The sequence below is a fragment of the Pseudomonas sp. P2S-1 genome, from assembly GCF_057197725.1.
The window spans coordinates 5,282,661-5,300,000 of sequence record NZ_CM170068.1; the positions used below are offsets into that span (position 1 = coordinate 5,282,661).

At 64.7% G+C, this 17,340-nt stretch carries 19 protein-coding genes (1 of these 19 cut by a window edge); 7 read left to right on the forward strand and 12 right to left on the reverse strand.

The annotated features are described in order from the left end of the window. Positions 1-120: 120 nt before the first annotated feature. Genes cueR through AC2CQI_RS23660 form a run of 3 tightly spaced genes read right to left on the reverse strand, consistent with a single transcriptional unit; the run spans position 121 to position 3,161 of the window. Positions 121-519 carry a Cu(I)-responsive transcriptional regulator gene (cueR, locus tag AC2CQI_RS23650; protein ID WP_484578052.1) on the reverse strand — a complete coding sequence of 133 codons (399 nt, stop codon included), beginning with the start codon at positions 517-519 and terminating at the stop codon, positions 121-123. Continuing rightward, positions 516-2,720: a heavy metal translocating P-type ATPase gene (locus tag AC2CQI_RS23655; protein ID WP_484578053.1), complete on the reverse strand. Its 2,205-nt coding sequence runs from the start codon at positions 2,718-2,720 to the stop codon at positions 516-518. Before AC2CQI_RS23655 ends, cueR begins: the two co-directional genes overlap by 4 nt. 54 nt (positions 2,721-2,774) lie before the next feature. Further along, positions 2,775-3,161, reverse strand: coding sequence for a hypothetical protein (locus tag AC2CQI_RS23660; RefSeq protein WP_075804644.1), 387 nt, complete (start codon positions 3,159-3,161; stop codon positions 2,775-2,777). A 147-nt stretch (positions 3,162-3,308) separates the two neighbouring features. Here AC2CQI_RS23660 and AC2CQI_RS23665 point away from each other — a divergent pair, with 147 nt between their 5' ends. Next, on the forward strand, positions 3,309-3,506 hold the full coding sequence (locus AC2CQI_RS23665; RefSeq protein WP_484578054.1) for a heavy-metal-associated domain-containing protein: 198 nt from the start codon (positions 3,309-3,311) through the stop codon (positions 3,504-3,506). A gap of 178 nt (positions 3,507-3,684) precedes the next feature. Beyond that, entirely contained in the window at positions 3,685-4,866 is a 1,182-nt protein-coding gene (locus AC2CQI_RS23670) for a multidrug effflux MFS transporter (RefSeq protein ID WP_484578055.1), read from the forward strand. Here the strand turns inward: AC2CQI_RS23670 and AC2CQI_RS23675 are convergent. Together AC2CQI_RS23675 and AC2CQI_RS23680 are read right to left on the reverse strand one after the other, a co-directional pair. After that, complete coding sequence (locus tag AC2CQI_RS23675) at positions 4,850-5,017, reverse strand: hypothetical protein (protein WP_178392027.1); 168 nt, start codon at positions 5,015-5,017, stop codon at positions 4,850-4,852. The two genes, AC2CQI_RS23670 and AC2CQI_RS23675, sit on opposite strands and share 17 nt — an antisense overlap. 111 nt (positions 5,018-5,128) lie before the next feature. Further along, positions 5,129-6,142 (reverse strand): zinc-binding alcohol dehydrogenase family protein, encoded by a 1,014-nt coding sequence (locus tag AC2CQI_RS23680; protein ID WP_484578056.1) that lies wholly within the window; start codon positions 6,140-6,142, stop codon positions 5,129-5,131. Positions 6,143-6,259: 117 nt separating this feature from the next. Here AC2CQI_RS23680 and AC2CQI_RS23685 point away from each other — a divergent pair, with 117 nt between their 5' ends. Further along, positions 6,260-7,165, forward strand: coding sequence for a LysR family transcriptional regulator (locus AC2CQI_RS23685; protein ID WP_075804980.1), 906 nt, complete (start codon positions 6,260-6,262; stop codon positions 7,163-7,165). Positions 7,166-7,577: 412 nt separating this feature from the next. Continuing rightward, complete coding sequence (locus tag AC2CQI_RS23690) at positions 7,578-8,297, forward strand: ArsR/SmtB family transcription factor (protein ID WP_484578057.1); 720 nt, start codon at positions 7,578-7,580, stop codon at positions 8,295-8,297. 7 nt (positions 8,298-8,304) lie between these two features. Here AC2CQI_RS23690 and AC2CQI_RS23695 read toward each other — a convergent pair whose 3' ends face one another. The 4 genes from AC2CQI_RS23695 to AC2CQI_RS23710 form a co-directional block, all read right to left on the reverse strand. Next, positions 8,305-9,258, reverse strand: coding sequence for an adenosine deaminase (locus AC2CQI_RS23695; protein ID WP_075804639.1), 954 nt, complete (start codon positions 9,256-9,258; stop codon positions 8,305-8,307). 110 nt (positions 9,259-9,368) lie between these two features. Then, positions 9,369-10,724: an 8-oxoguanine deaminase gene (locus tag AC2CQI_RS23700; RefSeq protein WP_484578058.1), complete on the reverse strand. Its 1,356-nt coding sequence runs from the start codon at positions 10,722-10,724 to the stop codon at positions 9,369-9,371. Positions 10,725-10,838: 114 nt separating this feature from the next. After that, positions 10,839-11,522, reverse strand: coding sequence for an SDR family oxidoreductase (locus AC2CQI_RS23705; protein ID WP_484578059.1), 684 nt, complete (start codon positions 11,520-11,522; stop codon positions 10,839-10,841). Beyond that, positions 11,519-11,884 (reverse strand): MerR family transcriptional regulator, encoded by a 366-nt coding sequence (locus tag AC2CQI_RS23710; RefSeq protein ID WP_075804636.1) that lies wholly within the window; start codon positions 11,882-11,884, stop codon positions 11,519-11,521. The genes AC2CQI_RS23705 and AC2CQI_RS23710 overlap by 4 nt, the downstream gene beginning before the upstream one ends. A gap of 84 nt (positions 11,885-11,968) precedes the next feature. Between AC2CQI_RS23710 and AC2CQI_RS23715 the strand changes: the two genes are divergently transcribed. Next, positions 11,969-12,394, forward strand: coding sequence for a hypothetical protein (locus tag AC2CQI_RS23715; protein ID WP_484578060.1), 426 nt, complete (start codon positions 11,969-11,971; stop codon positions 12,392-12,394). Positions 12,395-12,670: 276 nt separating this feature from the next. On the opposite strand, the gene AC2CQI_RS23720 is transcribed toward AC2CQI_RS23715, so the two are convergent. The 3 genes from AC2CQI_RS23720 to AC2CQI_RS23730 all read right to left on the reverse strand — a co-directional run bounded on the left by AC2CQI_RS23720 (position 12,671) and on the right by AC2CQI_RS23730 (position 14,941). After that, on the reverse strand, positions 12,671-13,255 hold the full coding sequence (locus AC2CQI_RS23720) for an IMPACT family protein (RefSeq protein ID WP_075804634.1): 585 nt from the start codon (positions 13,253-13,255) through the stop codon (positions 12,671-12,673). A gap of 10 nt (positions 13,256-13,265) precedes the next feature. Continuing rightward, positions 13,266-13,925, reverse strand: a complete 660-nt coding sequence (locus AC2CQI_RS23725; protein WP_075804633.1) for a TetR/AcrR family transcriptional regulator — start codon at positions 13,923-13,925, stop codon at positions 13,266-13,268. 98 nt (positions 13,926-14,023) lie between these two features. Then, complete coding sequence (locus AC2CQI_RS23730; RefSeq protein WP_075804632.1) at positions 14,024-14,941, reverse strand: LysR family transcriptional regulator; 918 nt, start codon at positions 14,939-14,941, stop codon at positions 14,024-14,026. A 117-nt stretch (positions 14,942-15,058) separates the two neighbouring features. On the opposite strand from AC2CQI_RS23730, the gene aptA reads away from it, so the two are divergent. Both aptA and AC2CQI_RS23740 read left to right on the forward strand, forming a co-directional pair. Next, positions 15,059-16,405 (forward strand): omega-aminotransferase AptA, encoded by a 1,347-nt coding sequence (aptA, locus tag AC2CQI_RS23735; RefSeq protein WP_484578061.1) that lies wholly within the window; start codon positions 15,059-15,061, stop codon positions 16,403-16,405. Between the two features lie 62 nt (positions 16,406-16,467). Continuing rightward, a protein-coding gene (locus AC2CQI_RS23740; protein ID WP_484578062.1) for a CoA-acylating methylmalonate-semialdehyde dehydrogenase crosses the window boundary here: on the forward strand, positions 16,468-17,340 show its 5' portion. 621 nt of this gene lie beyond the right edge of the window; 873 of the gene's 1,494 nt are visible here — the first part of the coding sequence; it begins with the start codon at positions 16,468-16,470; the stop codon falls past the right edge of the window.

The window sequence follows — 17,340 nt, forward strand, 5'->3', positions numbered from 1 at the left end:
TGGCAAGCCAGCTCCCACAGTGATCGAGCCGAGCCGGATTTTTGCGAACGACACAAGACCCTGTGGGAGCTGGCTTGCCAGCGATGGCGGCGGTGAGTCCACCATCGTAATCGCTGGCCCTCAGTGACAGCACCCGGCCGCCAGATCCTTGAGGATCGGGCAATCCGGCCTGTCATCGCCGTGGCAGTGGGCAACCAGCTCGCCGAGGGTGTCGCGCAGGCTCACCAGCTCCTCGATGCGCCGGTTCAGGTCGGCGATATGCTCGTTGGCCAGTGCCTTCACATCGGCACTGGCGCGCTGGCGGTCCTGCCACAGGGTCAGCAGCTTCGCCACTTCCTCCAAGGAGAACCCCAGGTCCCGCGAGCGCTTGATGAAGGTCAGGCTGTGCAGGTCGTCCGGGCCATAGAGGCGGTAGCCGCTGTCGGTACGCGAGGCGGGTTTGAGCAGGCCGATGGATTCGTAGTAACGGATCATCTTCGCGCTCAGGCCGGTGCGCTTGGCTGCCTGACCGATGTTCATGCCTTGTGTTCCTCCGCAGGGGTTTCCGGTTTCCAGGTTTTCAGCAGCAGGGCGTTGCTCACCACGCTGACGCTGGACAGGGCCATGGCGGCGCCGGCCAGTACCGGGTTGAGCAGGCCGAACGCCGCCAGGGGAATGCCGATCAGGTTGTAGATGAAGGCCCAGAACAGGTTCTGGCGGATCTTCGCGTAGGTCTTGCGGCTGATCTCCAGGGCCGCCGGAACCAGGCGCGGATCGCCACGCATCAGGGTAATACCGGCCGCCTGCATGGCCACGTCGGTGCCGCCACCCATGGCGATGCCGATATCCGCAGCCGCCAGCGCCGGGGCGTCATTGATACCGTCGCCGACCATTGCCACCACCCCGGATTTCTTCAGCGAGGCCACTTCCGCCGCCTTGTCCGCCGGCAGTACTTCAGCGTGCACGTCTTCGATGCCCAGGGTCCTGGCGACCACGGCGGCGCTGCCACGGTTGTCGCCGGTCAGCAGGTGGCTGCTGATGTTCTGTTCGGCCAGTTGCTTCACCGCTTGCTCTGCGCCGGGCTTGAGGCTGTCGCCGAAGGCGAACAGGCCCAGGACCCGGGGCTGCGAGCCGGTCTCGATCAGCCAGGACAGGGTGCGACCCTCGGCTTCCCAGGCCTTGGCATCGTCCGCCAGTGCACCGGGTTGCAGGCCGCTTTCGTCAAGCAGGCGACGGTTGCCCAGGGCCAGGGTGCGACCGTCGAGGCTACCGGCGATCCCGCGACCGGTCAGGGACTGGCTGTCGCGGATATCCGGGACGTTCAGGTTCCGTTCGGCACAGGCGTCCAGCACGGCTTTCGCCAATGGGTGCTCGCTGCCGCGCTGCAGGGCACCGGCCAGTTGCAGCAGGTGCGCCTCGTCGCCGTCCAGCGCGTGCTGATGCACGATGCGCGGGCTGCCGGAGGTCAGCGTGCCGGTCTTGTCGAAGACCACGCGGTTCACCGCATGGGCGCGCTCCAGGGCCTCGGCGTCCTTGATCAGGATGCCGTGGCGCGCGGCGACGCCGGTGCCGGCCATGATCGCGGTCGGGGTCGCCAGGCCGAGGGCACAAGGGCAGGCGATGACCAGCACGGCGACGGCGTTGATCAGCGCCACTTCCATGGGCGCACCGGCCAGCCACCAGCCGGTCAGGGTGACCAGGGCCAGGACCAGCACTGCCGGGACGAACACCTGGCTGACCCGGTCCACCAGCTTCTGGATCGGTGCCTTGGCGGCCTGGGCGTCTTCCACCAGGCGGATGATCCGCGCCAGCACGGTTTCCGTACCCAAGGCCAGGGTGCGCACCAGCAGCCGGCCTTCGCCGTTGATGGCGCCACCAGTGACGCGGTCGCCGGGCTGTTTCGGCACGGGCAGGCTCTCGCCGCTGATCAGGGCTTCGTCGGCATGGCTCTGGCCTTCGACCACTTCACCGTCCACCGGGAAGCGCTCGCCAGGCTTGACCAGCACCAGGTCGTCCAGGCGCAGGGCACTGATCGGCACATCGCGCTCGACCCCGTCCACCACTTGCAAGGCGCGCTCGGGGCGCAATGCTTCGAGGGCACGGATGGCGCTGGCGGTCTGGCGCTTGGCGCGGCTTTCCAGATACTTGCCGAGCAGGACCAGGGCGATCACCACCGCCGAGGCTTCGAAATACAGGTGCGGCATCATGCCGGGCATGGCCTGGGACCACTCGTAGAGGCTCAGGCCGTAGCCGGCGCTGGTGCCGAGGGCGACCAGCAGGTCCATGTTGCCGGCCCCGGCGCGTACGGCTTTCCAGGCGGCGACATAGAAGCGTGCTCCGAGGATGAACTGCACCGGGGTAGCCAGGGCGAACTGCGCCCAGGCCGGCAGCATCCAGCTGATGCCGAAGGGTTGCAGGAGCATCGGCAGCACCAGCGGCAGGGCCAGGAGTACGGCAAGGGCCACGGCCCAGCGCTCGTTGCGCAGGCGGCGTTCGCTGTCGTCCTGGGTGGTCTGTTCATCCTGCTGCAGGCTGGCACTGTAGCCAGCGCGTTCCACCGCAGCGACCAGGATGGCGCCGTCGAGGCCGGCGCTGGTTTCGACGTGGGCGCGTTCGTTGGCCAGGTTGACGCTGACCGACTGCACGCCGGGGACCTTGTTCAGCGCGCGTTCGACCCGACCTGCGCAACTGGCGCAGGTCATGCCGCTGATCGGCAGGTCGAAGGTGATTGACTCGGGCATGGGGCTCTCCTCCGTGGACTGGCCTCCAGCATCAACCTTGCCACGCTGGCAAGGTCAATAGCCCAGGCTGGCCTGTTTCAGGTAGAGGCCGGTTTGGCCCGTAGCGATGCGGTACTTGGTGATCTGCCCGGCTTTCAGGGTGAACGTCTGGCTTTGCTGGTTCTCGACGCCATTGAGGCAGCCCGGGGCCTGGCCCGGCAACAGGCGCAGGCGCACCGCGACATTGCCTGCAGGCAGGTTGAAGGAGGTGGATTGCTCCTGGAACAGGCGTCCGGCGAGCTGGTCGTTGAGGTAGATCCCGATCTCGCAGGACGTGGCCACTTCCAGGCGTTCGCGGGAAATGATCATCACGCTGTAATCCGACGGGCCTGCGGCGCTGGCCAGGGGGATCTGGCTGAACAGTCCGAGCAGACCGAGAAGGCCGAGTGCTGCCTTGCCCATGGCTGAAACTCCTGCTGATAAATCGACAAGCACGCAGCTTGGCCGACCCGGGCAAGGATTTCCAGCCCGGCAGCATCACGGCAAACTTGACCTTGCCCCGGTGGCAAGCTTGAGACTGCGGACAAATCCAACCAGGAGTCAGCAACGATGCAAGTATTCAACGTGGAAGGGATGACCTGCGGCCACTGCGTCAAGGCGGTGACCAACGCAGTGCAGCGCGAGGACGCGGGTGCCGAGGTCAAGGTGGACCTGGCGCAGAAGCAGGTGTCGGTGAAGAGTGAACTGCCGACCGAGCAGATTCTCGGGTTGATCCGGGATGAGGGGTATGACGCTCGGGTGATCTGATCCGGGAGCTTCATCAATCTTTCGGGTCTCATCGCTGGCAAGCCAGCTCCCACAGGTGTCGCGTGCACCGCAAAACCTGTGGGAGCTGGCTTGCCAGCGATGAGGCCCTCAAATTTTCACAACTCTCCAGCAGTGCCCCGGTAGACTAGCCAACTTGCTTAGCTAGCTACGGATTCCCATGAACCTGCGAACCATCCTGATCCTCGGCGCCCTGAGTGCGTTCGGGCCGTTGGCGATCGACTTCTATCTGCCCGGCTTCCCGGCCATGGCACTGGCTTTCGGCACCGACGAAAAACATATCCAGAGCACCCTGGCCGCCTATTTCCTCGGCCTGTCCATCGGCCAGCTCGCCTACGGACCGATTGCCGACCGCTTCGGCCGGCGTATCCCGCTGCTTGGCGGCGTGGTGCTGTTCACCGTCGCCTCCCTGGCCTGTGCCTACGCGCCCACCCTCGACGCCTTGATCGCCGCCCGCTTCGTCCAGGCCCTTGGCGGTTGCGCCGGGATGGTCCTGTCCCGGGCCATCGTCAGCGACAAGTGCGATGCAGTCGGCTCGGCCAAGGTCTTCTCGCAACTGATGCTGGTCATGGGCCTGGCGCCAATCCTTGCGCCGATGCTCGGCGGGGTGCTGGTCAATGTGTATGGCTGGCAGTCGATCTTCATCGCCCTGACCCTGTTCAGCGCCCTGTGCACCCTGGCCGTGGCCCTCGGCCTGCCGGAAAGCCTGCCGGCCAACCAGCCGCGTCCGCCACTGTCCGGCGCCCTGGGCCAGTACTGGCGCCTGCTCAAGGACCCGCGTTTCCTCGGTCATGCCATCACCGGCGGGATCTCCATGGCCGGGATGTTCGCCTATATTGCCGGCTCACCCTTCGTCTTCATCAAGCTCTACGGCGTGCCGGCCGAGCACTATGGCTGGCTGTTCGGCGCCAATGCGGCGGGCTTCATCCTGGTTGCACAGATCAATGCACGCCTGCTGGCCAAGCGTGGCCCGGCCTTCCTGCTGGCGCGGATGGTCTGGCTGTACCTGGTGGCGGGCCTGGTGCTGCTCGGCGTCAGCGCCCTGCATACCGAAGCGCTGTGGCCGTTGCTGATTCCGCTGTTCGTCTGTATCGCCAGCCTCGGCTGCATCATCCCCAATGCTTCGGCCTGCGCCATGAATGGCCAGGGCGCACGGGCGGGCAGTGCTTCGGCATTGCTGGGTTGCCTGCAGTTCAGCGTCGCCGCGGGTGCGGCGGCATTGGTGGGGGTGTTGCACGATGGCAGCGCGATGCCCATGGCCATGGTCATCACCCTGTGCGGCGTGGCGGCGGTGACAGCGGCTACGCTGACCCGCCGCCTGCAGCTCAGCCGGCCTGCCTGAACAACGGATGCGGGGCGCGGATCCGCGCCTGCAAGGTACTGATGAAGGCCCGGGCTTCGGCCTCGCTGCGAAAACTCACGACATGCTGATCAAGCCGGACTTCCCATGGGCGGTCCGGTTTTTTGCCTGACGCATCGAGCACTACTTTCATCGCGGCATACCTCCGGTTGGCAAAGGTCGCTGGATTGTAGGCGCGAGCCTCTTGCGCGCGACATGACCTGGAGCAAATCACGGACTGGCGGTCATGCCGTGCGTCGGGTGATCAGAAGCCTTCGAGGACGATCTTGCCCTTGGCCGCGCCGCTTTCCAGCAGTTGATGGGCGCGACGCAGGTTTTCCGCGTTGATGGTGCCGAAATGCTCGCCCAGGGTGGTCTTCAGCGTGCCGGCGTCGATCAGCTCGGCGACCCGGTTGAGCAGCTTGTGCTGTTCCAGCATGTCCGGGGTTTCGAACAGCGAGCGGGTGTACATGAACTCCCAGTGCAGCGACAGGCTCTTGCGCTTGAGCTTGACCACGTCGAGCTGCTTCGGATCGTCGATCAGGGCCAGCTTGCCTTGCGGGGCCAGGGCTTCGACCAGTTGATCGAGGTGCAGGTCGGTCTGGGTCAGGCTGGCGACATGGGTTACCTGCGCCACGCCTTCTGCACGCAGGGCCTCGGCCAGCGGCTGGCGGTGGTCGATCACCAGGTCGGCGCCCAGCTCGCGGGCCCAGGCCTGGGTTTCAGGACGGGATGCAGTACCGATCACCTTCAGCCCGGTCAACTGGCTGGCCAGTTGGGTGAGGATCGAACCGACACCGCCGGCGGCGCCGACGATCAGCAGGCTCTGGCCCAGGTCATCCTGGCCTTCGGCGATCTGCAGGCGCTCGAACAGCAGCTCCCAGGCGGTGATCGCGGTCAGCGGCAGGGCGGCGGCTTCGGCGAAGCCGAGGGTCTTCGGCATATGGCCGACGATGCGCTCGTCCACCACATGCAGTTCACTGTTGCCGCCGGCACGGGCGATGGAGCCGGCGTAGTAGACCTTGTCACCCGGCTGGAACAGGCTGACCTCGCTGCCCACGGCCGTGACCACACCGGCGACGTCCCAGCCCAGCACCTTGGCGGCGCCGTTCTCCGGCTGGACATTGCGGCGCACCTTGGTGTCCACCGGGTTGACCGAGATCGCCCGGACGTCCACCAGCAGGTCGCGCGGGCCTGGCTGGGGCGCGGGCAGTTCGATGTCCTGCAGCGCGGCGGCGTCTTCGATCGGCAGCGACTGGTAGTAGGCAATGGCTTTCATTGTGGGAGTCCTTGTGAAGAAGTGGATGGCGGCCATGATTGATCCTTTCGTTTCCGGTTAAAAGCCGCTAAAACCGCAGAAACTTTCAAAATTATTTTGAAAATGGAGGCGGCGCCCGTGCTGCGTTTCGATGACCTGCAACTCTTTGTCCGCGCTGCCGAGCAGGGCAGCCTGTCGGCGGCGGCGCGCCTGCTGGACCTGTCGCCGGCAGTAGCCAGCGCGGCGCTCAAGCGTCTGGAGGCGCAACTGGGCGCGCGTTTACTGGCCCGCTCCACCCGCAGCCTGCGCCTGACCGCCGAGGGCGAGGGCTTTCTTGCCCATGCGCGGGTGGCCCTGGCCAGCCTCGATGAGGGGCGGCGCCTGCTGGCCCGGGAGCAGGACGAGATCAGCGGCGTCCTGCAGTTGTCGGCGCCGTCGGACTTCGGACGCAATGTCTTGCTGCCCTGGCTGGACGAATTGCAGAGGGATCACCCGCTGCTCAACGTGCGTCTGCTGCTCGGCGATCGCAATGCCGACCTGTTCCGCCAGCCGGTGGATATCGCCCTGCGCTACGGTGCGCCGGAAGACTCCAGCCTGGTGGCGGTGCCGCTGTGCCCGGACAACCGCCGGGTGGTCTGCGCTTCGCCGGATTACCTGGCGCGACATGGCGAACCGCGCAGCGTGGCGCAACTGGGCGAGCACAATTGCCTGCTGTACCAGTTGGGCAGCGGTGTGCATGACCATTGGCGCTTTCATCTGGATGGGCAGGAGGAGGGCGTGCTGGTCCGCGGCGACCGCTTCTGCGACGACGCCGACGTGGTCAGGCGCTGGGCCCTGGCGGGCGCAGGGATTGCCTACAAATCCTGGCTGGACGTCGCCGCCGATGTGCGTGCCGGGCGCTTGCGGGTAGTGCTTGCGCACTACCGTGGCGAGTCCACGCCGCTAAACCTTTTGTGTACCCATCGGGCCCAGCTGGGCAAGCCGGTACAACTCTTGAGCGCTTTGCTCAAGGAGCGTTGTCGTACCTTGCTCGATGAACTTTAAACGCAGCGTGTTTGATTATTGGCAGGGTCTTACATCCACTGCGCATTTGCTTGAGAGACATCATTACTTCCCATGTAGGGCGACTACTCGGGCGAACTTCTCGAGCACTATTTCCCACATTCCACGCATCCGTGAATTCATGGGCTCTTGCGGGCATTTCCAGGCACTTGCGTGGCCGGCAGCGCCCTGCCACGTGGACGCAGAGGGTTGGCAAACCTTCGGCGATCTGTCGCAAAACAGCCGCGATTCTCGAAAGTCAGCATGCTTATACTGGGCCGGGCAATCAGCGCCATCAAGACAACGTTTCCTCGGCTGGACCAGGGCTGGATGCCCTGTCGCGCAGCAACTCCTGTCCAGTCCTGGATAGAGGGGAACCTAATTCGCCAATGACGATTACGCAGGGAGTGGACACATGCAACCGATAGCCAGCATCAGCCAGGTGGCCAGTTTGATGGCCGACCCGAAACGCAGCGCCATGCTCTGGGCACTGATCGATGGAATGGCGCGTCCGTCGGAGGAGTTGGCCCTGCTTGCCGGGCTTACCCCTTCATCGGCCTGCGCGCACCTGGCCCGGTTGTCGGCCAGTGGTCTGCTCAAGCGCGAAGCCCGTGGGCGCAAGCGTTATTTCCGCCTGGCGGCCCCGGAAATCGGTACCGCCGTCGAGGCCCTGGCCAGCGTGACGATCCGTGAACACGAGTCGTTGCCGACCAGGCAGCCGGTCATCGCCGTGCCCCTGGCGATGCGCAAGGCGCGTTTGTGCCGGGACCACCTGGGCGGGGAAGTGGCAGCGGACCTGCTTCAGCGTCTGCTGGACGCGCAATGGCTGCAGCAGACCGAGCAGCAACTGGAGATCACCCTGACCGGACGCGAGGAGTTCGCCAGCCACGGCATCTTCATCGATGCCCTGGCGCAACGTGATGGCCGGCTGTGCAGCCTGTGCAGTTGTTGCAGCGAAGTGGACGAGCGCCGCCCGCACCTGGGAGGCGCCTTGGGCAGCAGCGTGCTCAAGTTGTTCGTGCAGTCCGGCTGGGTGCGGGTCACGGACGAAACCCGGGCCGCCCAGGTGACCGCCGTGGGCTTGCGCGGCATCCAGCAGATCGCCCGGATGCCGCCGCCCCTGCGGATAGGCTGAGTGTGCCTCAGGCCTTGACCAGACGGGCGTCCAGGCTGTTCTGTGCCAGACGGCGGGCCTGGTCTTCGCTCATGCCCAGGTGGGTGTGCAGGGCGTGGAAGTTCTCGGTGACATAGCCACCGAAGTAGGCCGGGTCGTCCGAGTTGACGGTGACCTTCACGCCACGCTCGAGCATGTCGAGGATGTTGTGCTGGCTCATATGGTCGAACACGCAGAGCTTGGTGTTGGACAGCGGGCACACCGTCAGCGGGATCTGCTCGTCGATGATCCGCTGCATCAGGCGTTCGTCCTCGATGGCGCGCACGCCATGGTCGATACGCTGGATCTTCAGCAGGTCGAGGGCTTCCCAGATGTACTCGGGCGGGCCTTCTTCGCCGGCGTGGGCCACGGTCAGGAAGCCTTCGCTGCGGGCGCGATCGAAGACGCGCTGGAACTTGCTCGGCGGATGACCCATTTCCGAGCTGTCGAGGCCGACGGCAACGAAGGCATCGCGGAAGGGCAGGGCCTGGTCGAGGGTCTTGTGCGCTTCTTCCTCGCTGAGGTGACGCAGGAAGCTGAGGATCAGGCCGCTGCCGATGCCCAGTTGCTCGCGGCCATCCTTCAGGGCGCGGGTGATGCCGTCGAGCACCACTTCGAAGGGAATACCACGGTCGGTGTGGGTCTGCGGGTCGAAGAACGGCTCGGTGTGGATGACGTTCTGCGCCTTGCAGCGTTGCAGGTAGGCCCAGGTCAGGTCGTAGAAGTCCTGCTCGGTGCGCAGCACGTCGGCGCCCTGGTAGTACAGGTCGAGGAACTCCTGCAGGTTGTTGAACGCATAGGCCCCGCGCAGGGTTTCGACATCGTTCCACGGCAGGGCGATCTTGTTGCGTTCGGCCAGGGCGAACAGCAGCTCGGGCTCCAGCGAACCTTCCAGGTGAAGGTGCAGTTCTGCCTTGGGCAGCGCGTTAAGCCAGTCGTACATGTGGGAAATCTCATCAGGTGCAATCAGCACATTCTACAGGGGTTGTCAGGCCGGTGCGGTGAAACCTGACCGGCAAGTTCAACTCTGCAAGCGCCGTGCCCCGCAGGCCGTCAGCCGGTGATCAGTTGTGCGGCGGCCTTGCGATGCTTGTGGATCAGTTCCTGAAGGTCCAGGCCCTCGACCTGGCCATCGACCACCCGCCACTGGCCGCCGATCATCACCCGGTCGGCACGGTCGGCGCCGCACAGGATCAGGGCAGAGAGCGGGTCGTGGCTGCCGGAGAAGCGCAGCTCGTCGAGCTTGAACAGCGCCAGGTCGGCCTGCTTGCCCACCGCCAGTTCGCCGATATCGCTGCGACCCAGCAGCCTGGCCGAGCCGCGGGTGGCCCAGCTCAGCACGCGTTCGGGGGTGATGGCCTCGGCGCCGTAGCGCAGGCGTTGCAGGTACAGGGCCTGGCGCGCTTCGAGGATCATGTTGGAGGCATCGTTGGAGGCCGAGCCGTCCACGCCGATACCTACCGGTGCGCCGGCATCGGTCAGTTCGACGGTGGGGCAGATACCCGAGGCCAGGCGCATGTTCGAGCTCGGGCAGTGGCAGACCCCGGTGCCGGCTGCACCAAGACGGGCTATTTCACCGGCATTGAAGTGGATGCCGTGAGCCAGCCAGGTGCGCGGGCCGAGCCAGCCGACGCTGTCGAGGTAATCCACGGTGCGCAGGCCGAAGCGCTGCAGGCAGAAGTCCTCTTCATCGAGGGTCTCGGCGAGGTGGGTGTGCAGGCGCACGTCCAGTTCCTCGGCCAGTTCGGCGCTGGCGCGCATGATTTCCGGGGTGACCGAGAAGGGTGAACAGGGCGCCAGGGCGATCTGGATCCGCGCCCCTGCGCCACGCTCGTGGTAGCTGTGGATAAGTCGCTGGCTGTCGGCCAGGATGATTTCGCCCTGCTGCACCGTCTGTTGCGGTGGCAGGCCGCCGTCGGCTTCGCCCAGGCTCATGGAGCCGCGGGTGAGCATGGCCCGCATGCCCAGCTTGCGCACGGCTTCGACCTGCACGTCGATGGCGTTCTCCAGGCCCTCGGGGAACAGGTAGTGATGGTCGGCGGCGGTGGTGCAGCCGGACAGCAGCAGTTCGGTGAGGGCTACCTGGGTCGCCAGTTCCAGACGTGCCGGGGTCAGCCGTGCCCAGACCGGGTACAGGGTCTTCAGCCAGGGAAACAAGGGCTGGTTGACCACGGGTGCCCAGGCGCGGGTGAGGGTCTGGTAGAAATGGTGATGGGTGTTGATCAGGCCCGGCAGGACCACGTGCTCGCGGGCATCGAAGGTCTGCTCGCAGCGCAGGAAGGGCACCTGGCCCAGGGCAAGGACTTCACGGATGGCGCCGTCTTCGATGACCAGCCCGCCACGGGCGTCGAGTTCGTTGGCGGTGAAGATGGCGAGGGGATTTTTCAGCCAGATACGGTTCGCGGGCATGGTGCCGGCTCCTCTGAAAGTGGGTTCAGGTAAGCCAGCTCAGTGTTGCCCTGTCTGCTGATCCAGGTCCGCCGCGGTGGGCGAGGGGCGAGTCTACACCCACCGCGCGGAAAATCACCAGATCAGCGGTTCGCCCTTGTAGTTGAGGTAGTACAGGCCCGGCTTGCCGCTGTAGGCCTTGACCTGCTCGACCATGCCGCGGGTGCTGGTGGCCACGTCGATATCGGCGCCGTCGCCACCCATGTCGGTCTTCACCCAGCCCGGGTGCATGGCCAGTACGCTCAGGCGGCTGTCACCGAGGCGTACCACGAAGCTGTTGATCATCGAGTTGAGCGCCGCCTTGCTGGCCTTGTACAGCGCCAGGTCAGGAGCGTCCGGGATGGCGACGCTGCCCAGCACCGAACTCATGAAGGCGATGACGCCGGTGTCGGCGTTCAACTGCCCGGCGAAGCGTTGGGCAACGCGGATCGGCGCCACGCTGTTGGTCATGAACAGGTCGCCGATATCGGCCAGTTGCGCGACCTCGGCGTCCTGGTTGTCCGGGCCCTTGACCCCGGCATTGACGAACAGCAGGTCGAAGTTCTGGCCGGCGAGACGCTGTTGCAGGGCGTCGAGCTGGGCGCTGCTGTTCATTTCCAGGGTTTCCACCTGGACACCCGGCACGCCCTTGAGCGCGTCGGCCTTGGCGCTGTCGCGCACGGTGGCGACGACCTTCCAGCCGTCTTTGCTCAGGCGTTGTACCAGGCCGAGGCCGAGGCCACGGGAGGCGCCGATGATCAGGGCGGTTTTCTCGGTCATGCGGGAACTCCTTTCAGTGTGAGAGGGCAGCGGTCCTGCAGGCGCTGCCTGAGGGCCTGGCGCAATTCGACGAGGGCGTCGATGCGGGTCTCGACCAGGGCCAGCTTGTCCTGGATAAAGCGGGTGACCAGTGCTTCGGGGTCGGCCGCCTGCCACAGCTCGGCGACGTTCTGGCTGATTTCGCCGAGGCTGAAACCGAGCTTCTGCGCGGTCTTGATCAGCAGCACCAACTGCACGGTTTCCACCGGGTAGTTACGATAGCCGTTGGCGCTGCGGCTGGAGCGGATCAGGCCGCGCTCTTCATAGAAACGCAGGGTGTCGCGGCTGACGCTGCAGGTTTGCGCCAGTTCTCCGATTCGCACGGGCAATTCCTGGGGAAGGGGTTGACCTTGGAGCATACTCCAGGCTTTAGCCTGCCGCCTTCACTTTTCAGGAAGGAGCGTTTCATGTGGAGCCAGAGCGGTTACCGTCGTTTGGTCAGGGCGAGCGGCTGGTACGATTTACTGGTGGCGGCGGCATTCGTCACCCCCTGGAGCTTCATGCTGCTGCATGGCCTGCTGGGCCAGGTGAGCACTTACCTGGGGTTGTCTGGTGATCTCCCCGAGTTCGGTTCGCTGCACATGCTGATGGGCAACCTGATGGGGTCGATCATCTGCGTATGGTCAGTCCTGCGGATTCGCGACCCGCAGTTACAGTTCGGTCGCTACGACGCGGTGGGGCGCCTGCTGTTTGCATCGTGGCAGGGCTACGCGCTGATGCACGGTGCAACCCAGCTGCTTTGGGGGTTCCTGGTTCTGGAGTTGGCCTGGGGCGTCCTGCAGTTGTGGCCGGTGGTCAATACTGATCAAAAAATGATCAAGTCCCTGGCGTGACGGCCCGGCAAGCGATTGGCGCAGGCGTGCACGGTTTATCCACAGCTTGCTCCACAGTATCTGTGAGCAAGCCGCTTCGCTGGATATAAGCCCGGATTGGCTGCCTTCGAACGGCGATAAACGCAGTCAAGCTGCTGATTTTTCGGTGAATGAGGCGCTGTCATCAAACTTTGATCAAAATATGATCGTTTCCCTGCAAGCCTTGTCGCAGAAGGCTTGCAGCGGCCTGCCCAGAGGTTATCCACAGCCAGGCCCACAGTGGATGTGGGCAATTGCTCAGCAGGTTTCAAGGAGAATGCGGCCGCGGCTGAGGTCGGCCAGTTGGCGCTGGACGCTAGCGATATGTTCGGCGCCGAGGGCGAGTTGCACATCGACGCCATTGGCGGTGAATGCCTCGTTGAGGATTACGCCTTCGGCCTCGGCGACCCGCAGCTTGAGCAGGGCCAGTTCACTGAACGAGCAGCTGCATTTCAGTTCGGTACGACTTATCAACAGGCGCTTCGGCGCCTGTTGCAGGCACTTGTTGGCCCCGCCGCCGTAGGCCCGGGCCAGGCCGCCGGTACCCAGCTGGATGCCGCCGTACCAGCGGATCACCAGGACCACGACCTGATCGCAATCCTGCGCCTCGATGGCGGCGAGGATCGGCCGGCCCGCCGTGCCGCCGGGTTCGCCGTCGTCACTGCTGCGGTACTGGGCGCCGATCTTCCAGGCCCAGCAATTGTGGGTGGCGGCGAGGTCGCTGTGCTGTTCGAGGAAGGCCTGGGCGTCGGCAGGCGTGCTGATCGGCGCGGCGAGGGTGATGAAACGGCTCTTGCGAATCTCTTCGCGAAATTCGCAGGTGTCCAGCAGGGTAGAAGGCATAAGCGGGTGTTCAGTTCGGCGGCGTCAGGCCACAGCCCTTGAGGATGATGTGGATAAGGTTGTCGCCGGCTTCTTCCATGTCCTGCTTGGTCAGGCGGCTGCGGCCGGTGACCTGGCAGATCTGCGTGGCGAAATCGGCGTAGTGCTGGGTGCTGCTCCACAGCAGGAAGATCAGGTGCACAGGTTCCAGCCGGTCCATCTTGCCGGCGTCCATCCAGGCCTGGAACACGCCGGCGCGGCCCTTGAACCACTCGCGGTAGTCCTGGCTGAAATAATCGGTAAGGCAATTGCCGCCGCTGATGATCTCCATGGCGAAGATCCGCGAGGCCTGCGGGTTGCGTCGGGAGAACTCCATCTTCGCGCGGATGTAGCGGGCGAGGGCTTCGGCCGGGTCGTCCTCGACACTGAGGGCGTTGAAGGTGCTGTCCCACAATTCGATGATGTTGCTCAGAACCGCGATATACAGCCCCAGCTTGTTGGTGAAGTAGTAGTGCAGGTTGGCCTTGGGCAGCCCGGCGTTGAGGGCGATGGTGTTCATGCTCGTGCCCTTGAAGCCGTGACGGGCGAACTCGTCCTCGGCGGCCTGGATGATCGCCTGTTCGTTCTTCTGACGAATTCGCCCGGCGGGCTTGGCGGCGAGGGTGCGGTGGGCGGGCACTTCAAGGGTCATGGGCAATTCCGGCAAGCAAGGAAATTAAGGCACATGCGTTGATACCCCAGGCATGGCGGGCGGGCAAGCGCGAAACGCGAGAATATCGCAATTGCGTCCTAACGTGTCGCAGCCAGGCTCTCGAGGAAGCTTTCCAGGACCAGATGCGGCCGCCGGCCCTTGCGCGTGACCCAGGCCAGGGACAGGTCATAGAAGCGCTCGGTCGGCTTCAGCACGCGCAGGCGACCCTGCTGGACCCAGAAGGTGGCGTAGTGATCCGGCAGGTAGCCGATATAGCGACCGGTGAGGATCAGGAAGGCGATACCTTCGCGGTCCGACGCGCTGGCGGTGCAGTTGAGCGCCTGGTGCAGGGCCTGGATTTCCGCGGGCAGGCGGTAGGTCGGGGCGACGGCGTCCTGGGCGTTGAGGCGCTGGTCATCCAGTTGTCGGTCGTCGGCATAGAACAGCGGATGGCCAACGGCGCAGTACAGCAGCGAGCGCTCGCTGTACAGCGGCTGGTATTCCAGGCCGGACAGCGGGCTGGCCTGGGGCACCACGCCGACGTGCAGGCTGCCGTCGAGCACACCCTGTTCCACCTGGCTGGGTGGAATCATCCTGATACGAATTCGCACATCAGGGCCACGGTCCTTGAGCTGGGCCAGGGCGTGGGTGATGCGCATGTGGGGCATGGTCACCAGATTGTCGGTGAGGCCGATGTTCAGTTCGCCGCGCAGATGCTGGTGCAGGCCGTTGACCTCGGTGCGGAAGCTTTCCAGGGCGCTGAGCAGTTGCAGCGCCGACTGGTAGACCTCGCGACCTTCCTCGGTCAGCGAGAAGCCGGCACGGCCGCGCTGGCACAGGCGCAGGCCGAGACGCTGCTCCAGGTCGCCCATCTGCTGGCTGATCGCCGAGCGGCCGATGCCCAGCACGTTTTCTGCCGCGGAGAAGCCGCCACATTCGACCACGCTGCGGAAAATCTTCAGCAGGCGGATATCGAAATCGCTGACCTGGGAAAGCGGTTCGGGGCGGCGGCTCATAGTTTAGTGTCCGGTAATCCAAAGATTGGAAAAGTAGAGTTTTCCAGACTTTATAGCCGTGACAAGTTATCGGCAATACACCGAATGCTGTTCAACCTGCCTTGCGAGGTCCTGTCGATGAACCTGCCTGAAAACGCTCCTGTAGGTCTGGCCAGCCAGCTGAAGCTGGATGCGCACTGGATGCCGTACACCGCCAACCGCAATTTCCAGCGTGATCCGCGCCTGATCGTTGCCGCCGAAGGCAACTACCTGGTCGACGACAAGGGCCGCAAGATCTTCGACGCCCTGTCCGGCCTGTGGACCTGCGGCGCCGGCCACACCCGCAAGGAAATCCAGGAAGCCGTCGCCCGCCAGCTGGGCGTGCTGGATTACTCGCCGGCCTTCCAGTTCGGCCACCCGCTGTCGTTCCAGTTGGCCGAGAAGATCACCGAACTGACCCCGGGCAATCTGAATCACGTCTTCTATACCAACTCCGGTTCCGAGTGCTGCGACACCGCGGTGAAGATGGTGCGTGCCTACTGGCGCCTGAAAGGCCAGGCCACCAAGACCAAGCTGATTGGTCGTGCCCGTGGCTACCACGGCGTGAACATCGCCGGCACCAGCCTGGGTGGGGTGAACGGCAACCGCAAACTGTTCGGCCAGTTGCTGGATGTCGACCACATTCCGCACACCGTGCTGCCTGGCAACGCCTTCACCAAGGGCATGCCGGAAGAGGGCGGTATCGCCCTGGCCGATGAAATGCTCAAGCTGATCGAATTGCACGATGCGTCGAACATCGCCGCGCTGATCGTCGAGCCGCTGGCCGGTTCCGCCGGTGTCCTGCCGCCGCCGAAGGGTTATCTGAAACGCCTGCGGGAAATCTGCGACCAGCACAATATCTTGCTGATCTTCGACGAAGTCATCACCGGCTTCGGCCGCATGGGCTCGATGTTCGGTGCCGACGCCTTCGGCGTGACCCCGGATTTGATGTGCATCGCCAAGCAGGTCACCAACGGCGCCATCCCGATGGGCGCGGTGATCGCCAGCAGCGAGATCTACCAGACCTTCATGAACCAGCCGACGCCGGAATACGCGGTGGAATTCCCCCACGGCTACACCTACTCGGCACACCCGGTGGCGTGCGCGGCCGGTATCGCGGCGCTGGATCTGCTGCAGAAGGAAAACCTCGTGCAGTCCGCCGCCGAACTGGCGCCGCACTTCGAGAACGTGCTGCACGGCATCAAGGGCACCAGGAACGTCATCGACATCCGCAACTACGGCCTGGCCGGCGCGATCCAGATCGCCGCGCGCGACGGTGATGCGATCGTCCGTCCTTACGAAGCAGCGATGAAGCTGTGGCAAGCCGGCTTCTATGTGCGCTACGGCGGCGACACCCTGCAGTTCGGCCCGACCTTCAATACCCAGCCGCAGGAACTGGACCGCCTGTTCGATGCGGTGGGCGAAGCGCTGAACGCCATCGACTGATCGATTCCTCTTCCCGGGGCGGGCCGCCTGGCCCGCCCGAACCTGAATACCGGAGTTAATGCATGAGCACCGTTGCACATCTGATCAATGGCGAGCTGGTTTCCCCGAACGAGCGCACCGCCGATGTTTTCAACCCGTCCACCGGCCAGGCGATCCACAAGGTGGCCCTGGCCAGCCGCGCCACCGTGCAGCAGGCGATCGATTCGGCCAAGGCCGCATTCCCGGCCTGGCGCAACACGCCACCGGCCAAGCGTGCCCAGGTGATGTTCCGTTTCAAGCAACTGCTGGAGCAGAACGAAGCGCGCATCTCCCAACTGATCAGCGAAGAGCACGGCAAGACCCTGGAAGATGCTGCCGGTGAACTGAAGCGCGGGATCGAGAACGTCGAGTTCGCCTGTGCTGCCCCTGAAGTGCTGAAGGGCGAATACAGCCGCAACGTCGGCCCGAACATCGATGCCTGGTCCGACTTCCAGCCCCTGGGCGTGGTCGCCGGTATCACTCCGTTCAACTTCCCGGCCATGGTGCCGCTGTGGATGTATCCGCTGGCCATCGCCTGCGGCAACTGCTTCATCCTCAAGCCGTCCGAGCGCGATCCGAGCTCGACCCTGCTGATCGCCCAACTGCTGCAGGAAGCCGGTCTGCCGAAAGGCGTGCTGAACGTGGTGCATGGTGACAAGGAAGCGGTGGACGCGCTGATCGAGGCGCCGGAAGTGAAGGCGCTGAGCTTCGTCGGTTCGACGCCGATCGCCGAATACATCTATGCCGAAGGCACCAAGCGCGGCAAGCGCGTCCAGGCACTGGGCGGCGCCAAGAACCATGCGGTACTGATGCCGGATGCGGACCTGGACAACGCGGTCAGCGCACTGATGGGCGCGGCCTACGGTTCCTGCGGCGAGCGTTGCATGGCGATCTCGGTGGCGGTGTGCGTGGGTGAC

Coding starts and splice junctions, on each gene's coding strand:
- cueR (WP_484578052.1), bottom strand. CDS start 519: ATGAACATCGGTCAGGCAGCCAAGCGCACCGGCCTGAGCGCGAAGATG.
- AC2CQI_RS23655 (WP_484578053.1), bottom strand. CDS start 2,720: ATGCCCGAGTCAATCACCTTCGACCTGCCGATCAGCGGCATGACCTGC.
- AC2CQI_RS23660 (WP_075804644.1), bottom strand. CDS start 3,161: ATGGGCAAGGCAGCACTCGGCCTTCTCGGTCTGCTCGGACTGTTCAGC.
- AC2CQI_RS23665 (WP_484578054.1), top strand. CDS start 3,309: ATGCAAGTATTCAACGTGGAAGGGATGACCTGCGGCCACTGCGTCAAG.
- AC2CQI_RS23670 (WP_484578055.1), top strand. CDS start 3,685: ATGAACCTGCGAACCATCCTGATCCTCGGCGCCCTGAGTGCGTTCGGG.
- AC2CQI_RS23675 (WP_178392027.1), bottom strand. CDS start 5,017: ATGAAAGTAGTGCTCGATGCGTCAGGCAAAAAACCGGACCGCCCATGG.
- AC2CQI_RS23680 (WP_484578056.1), bottom strand. CDS start 6,142: ATGAAAGCCATTGCCTACTACCAGTCGCTGCCGATCGAAGACGCCGCC.
- AC2CQI_RS23690 (WP_484578057.1), top strand. CDS start 7,578: ATGCAACCGATAGCCAGCATCAGCCAGGTGGCCAGTTTGATGGCCGAC.
- AC2CQI_RS23695 (WP_075804639.1), bottom strand. CDS start 9,258: ATGTACGACTGGCTTAACGCGCTGCCCAAGGCAGAACTGCACCTTCAC.
- AC2CQI_RS23700 (WP_484578058.1), bottom strand. CDS start 10,724: ATGCCCGCGAACCGTATCTGGCTGAAAAATCCCCTCGCCATCTTCACC.
- AC2CQI_RS23705 (WP_484578059.1), bottom strand. CDS start 11,522: ATGACCGAGAAAACCGCCCTGATCATCGGCGCCTCCCGTGGCCTCGGC.
- AC2CQI_RS23715 (WP_484578060.1), top strand. CDS start 11,969: ATGTGGAGCCAGAGCGGTTACCGTCGTTTGGTCAGGGCGAGCGGCTGG.
- AC2CQI_RS23720 (WP_075804634.1), bottom strand. CDS start 13,255: ATGCCTTCTACCCTGCTGGACACCTGCGAATTTCGCGAAGAGATTCGC.
- AC2CQI_RS23725 (WP_075804633.1), bottom strand. CDS start 13,925: ATGACCCTTGAAGTGCCCGCCCACCGCACCCTCGCCGCCAAGCCCGCC.
- AC2CQI_RS23730 (WP_075804632.1), bottom strand. CDS start 14,941: ATGAGCCGCCGCCCCGAACCGCTTTCCCAGGTCAGCGATTTCGATATC.
- aptA (WP_484578061.1), top strand. CDS start 15,059: ATGAACCTGCCTGAAAACGCTCCTGTAGGTCTGGCCAGCCAGCTGAAG.